The organism is Agromyces sp. P1_H4 (assembly GCF_056405255.1).
This window is the reverse complement of sequence record NZ_JBFUCL010000417.1, coordinates 1-2837: the sequence shown is the minus strand read 5'-3', so window position 1 is coordinate 2837 and position 2837 is coordinate 1. Positions and strand designations below refer to the sequence as shown.

Annotated in this window: 3 protein-coding genes and 2 pseudogenes; 1 reads left to right on the top strand and 4 read right to left on the bottom strand. The window is 74.3% G+C overall.

Annotation, left to right across the window (positions count from 1 at the left end; all coding sequences use genetic code 11):
• Both manB and AC1DY2_RS18180 read right to left on the bottom strand, forming a co-directional pair.
• Positions 1 to 220, bottom strand: a pseudogene (gene manB / locus AC1DY2_RS18185) (phosphomannomutase/phosphoglucomutase); the annotation flags it as partial.
• The gene (locus AC1DY2_RS18180; RefSeq protein ID WP_309973170.1) at positions 217 to 432 is read right to left on the bottom strand and encodes a DUF3499 family protein; all 216 of its coding nucleotides are present in this window, start codon (positions 430 to 432) and stop codon (positions 217 to 219) included. The pseudogene manB and the gene AC1DY2_RS18180, both read right to left, overlap by 4 nt.
• A 116-nt stretch (positions 433 to 548) precedes the next feature.
• On the opposite strand from AC1DY2_RS18180, the gene AC1DY2_RS18175 reads away from it, so the two are divergent.
• Entirely contained in the window at positions 549 to 917 is a 369-nt protein-coding gene (locus tag AC1DY2_RS18175; RefSeq protein ID WP_476763687.1) for a hypothetical protein, read from the top strand.
• A 19-nt stretch (positions 918 to 936) separates the two neighbouring features.
• Here the strand turns inward: AC1DY2_RS18175 and AC1DY2_RS18170 are convergent, their stop codons facing one another.
• Both AC1DY2_RS18170 and AC1DY2_RS18165 read right to left on the bottom strand, forming a co-directional pair.
• A complete protein-coding gene (locus AC1DY2_RS18170; RefSeq protein ID WP_476763686.1) occupies positions 937 to 2388 on the bottom strand; it encodes a DUF5719 family protein in 1452 nt (483 codons plus the stop codon).
• Positions 2378 to 2837, bottom strand: a pseudogene (locus AC1DY2_RS18165) (hypothetical protein); the annotation flags it as partial. The pseudogene AC1DY2_RS18165 and the gene AC1DY2_RS18170, both read right to left, overlap by 11 nt.

The window sequence follows — 2837 nt, the reverse complement described above, 5'->3', positions numbered from 1 at the left end:
CGCCGCGGGCGAACGCCGCCGCGAACCCCGGCGACGAGTCGCGCATGTCGTGGCCGACGACGATGCGGCCCCCGGCGGCCCCGACCTCGTCGACGAAGCCGGCACCGAGCGCCTCGACGCTCTGCTCCGTGAGGCCTTCGCCCACGATGCCGCGGACGTCGTAGGCCTTGACGATGGCTTCGAGGCGCGCTCGAGCGTCGGATGGTGCTGCCGGGTTCATGCCTTGAAACCTACCTCACCGAGTGACACGTGCCGCACGACCTGCCAGCCCACCGGGGCCGACGTGCGCTCGGCGTGCCGGCGGCACAGGTCGTAGCCGTGCGGCTCGGGCGCGAAGGCCAGCGGGCCGAGCACCGCCATGGAGTCGGCGTAGTCGAACGTCAGCGTCGCGACCGCCTCGGCGGCGCATGCGGTGCGCGAACAACGTCTCATGGCTCCACCAGAGTAGCGAGCCGCGCGGACATTACGATGGAGGTATGCCCCGTTCCCGTCGTGTCGCCACGCCTCGCTCCCCCAGGCGGCTCGCCCGGGATCGACACGGCCGCGGCATGCGCTCGGCCGTCACCGGCCCGCACCTGGAGCCCATCCGCACGCGGCTCGACGAGTTCGACTTCACGATCGCGACGACGGCTGYGTACCTGCGGGGCCTCTGGCCCGAGCTCGAGGGCGTCGTCTTCGAGGTGGCGCAGGGCCCGGCCGAGGCGATCCACGGCGATCACGTCGACCGGTGGAAGGTCGCGCACGACGAACGGCGCATCACCTTCTACCGGCTGCCGATCGTGCGGTTCCTGCGCCTGCAGGAGGGCGAGGACCGCGAGGAGAAGCTCCTCATCGAGAGCTGCGTCTTCCGCGCGGTCGCCGAACTGCTCGACAAGGACCCGTGGGAGCTCGCGCCTGGCCGGTACCGCCACCTCTGAGCGGGGCGGGCCGGTCGGCTCACTGCGGGTAGACCTCCAGTGGTGAGTCCAGCGGTCCGGGCGGCTGCACGCCGAACGAGGCCAGCTCGTCGTCGCCCGAGAAGGCGACCGTGGCATGCAGGCCGGAGCTGCCGTCGAGCACCGCAGCGGTCGCCCCGTCGAGCGGCACGGATGCCCCGCCCGCACCGGGTACCGACACGGTGCGCTCGGCGCCGTCGAGGGTGACGGTCACGTCCACCGACTCGGCTTCGGGATTTACCAGCCAGAGCGTGGGCGACGGCCCGTCGGGCACCGCTACCACTGCGGAGTCGAGGAGCGGCGCCGTCGCGACGGTCCAGGCGAGGTCGGAGGGCGCAGCGGCATCCGTCTGGCCCTGGGTGCCGCCGACGGTCGCCCTGGCCGCCGCGACGACCGGGGCGTCGGACTCCACGCGCACGGTGTACACGCCCTGGTCGAGCACGCCGAGCGGCACGTCGAGCACGCGCCCGGCCTCCATCGTGGCCTCGATCGTCGTGCCGCCCGAACCCGACTCCGGGACGAGTGCGATCGAGACCTCGGCCGCCTCGCCGCCCGGCGCGTACAGCCGCACCGCCGGATGATCGTCGCCGTCGGCATGGTCCTCGGATGCCTCGACGCCGCCGGTCTGCGGCACCACGAACCCGGGGATCACCTGGCTGGTCGCGGGCGCCGCCGTCGGACCGGTGAGCTCGAGGCCCGCCGGAGCCAGTCCGACCACGACGGAGTGCTCGAGGCTCGCGGCGATCGCTCCCCCGGCGCTCGTGACGTGCACGACGGGCGAGGCCACGTTGGGGGCGAGTCCGGCGAGCGAGAGCACGCGCTGGCTGCTCGCCGGCACGATCACGCCGAGCGCGGAGGGCGCCTCGACCGGGCCTGTCTCGCCGAACACGCGCACGTCGACCGTGGCGGCGACGGCGGTCGGATTCGACAGCAGCACGAGGCCGCTCCGGCCGAGCGTCGTGGCGCCGGCGACCAGCCAGGCGTCGGAGACGGCCTCGCCGCATGCGGTCGCCGCGAAACCACCCGCGGTCTCGGTTGAGACCGCCTGCGACTGGGCACCCGCCAGCATGCCGGCATCCACGGTGCCCGGCTCGGCCGCGATCGCGAGGGGCGTACCGTCGTCGGCCGCGAAGGGATTCTCGGGCGCCGCGAGGGGCGTCTCCTCGAGCACGGCGTCGGACGGCTCTGCTGCGGTCACGATGTCGGCCGAGCCGATCGACGAGGCGGTGGTCGCGGCCGCGGCATCCTCGCCGAGCGCGAGGAGCGGGCCGGGACAGACGCGCTGCTGACGGCTCTCCGCCGGCTGGACGAGCACGGCCGGCGGGGCGATGCGATGGTCGGGCCACGGAAGGAGCGCTGCAGCGCCGACGGCACCGACGGCGAACGCGGCCGCTCCGAGGAAGGCGAGCGCGCGTCCTCCGAGGTTCAGGGCCTGCTTGCGGTCAAGACGCATCGTCGGCTCCTCGGGGGGGGCGGTCGGTATCCGACGGCGCGCCGGATGCATCGGCGAGATCGGGAGACATCACGTCAGGCGCTCCTCCTTCGACGTGGTCGACCCCGCCCCCGTCATCCGCCTCGCGTTCGAACTGATGATCGGCGGCTGCCTGGTCGGGGGCTGCCGCATCGGCGGCCGCCTCGTCGGCGGGCGCCTCGTCGGCGGGCGCCTCGTCGGCGGGCGCCCCGTCGGAGGGCGCCTCGTCGGCGGCTGCCTCGTCGGCCGGCGTGTCATCCGCCGCCACGGTGGTCACCGCAGCGCCGGTCTTCGGGGGTCGGCGCCGGGCCGGACGACGACGCACCGGCCGCCGATCCGCCTCGCGACCGGCACCCGTCGGGATGGAGAGCAGGAGGGTGCCGCCGATGACGATGCGCTGCACCGCGGTGATGAGGCCGGCCGGCCAGCCC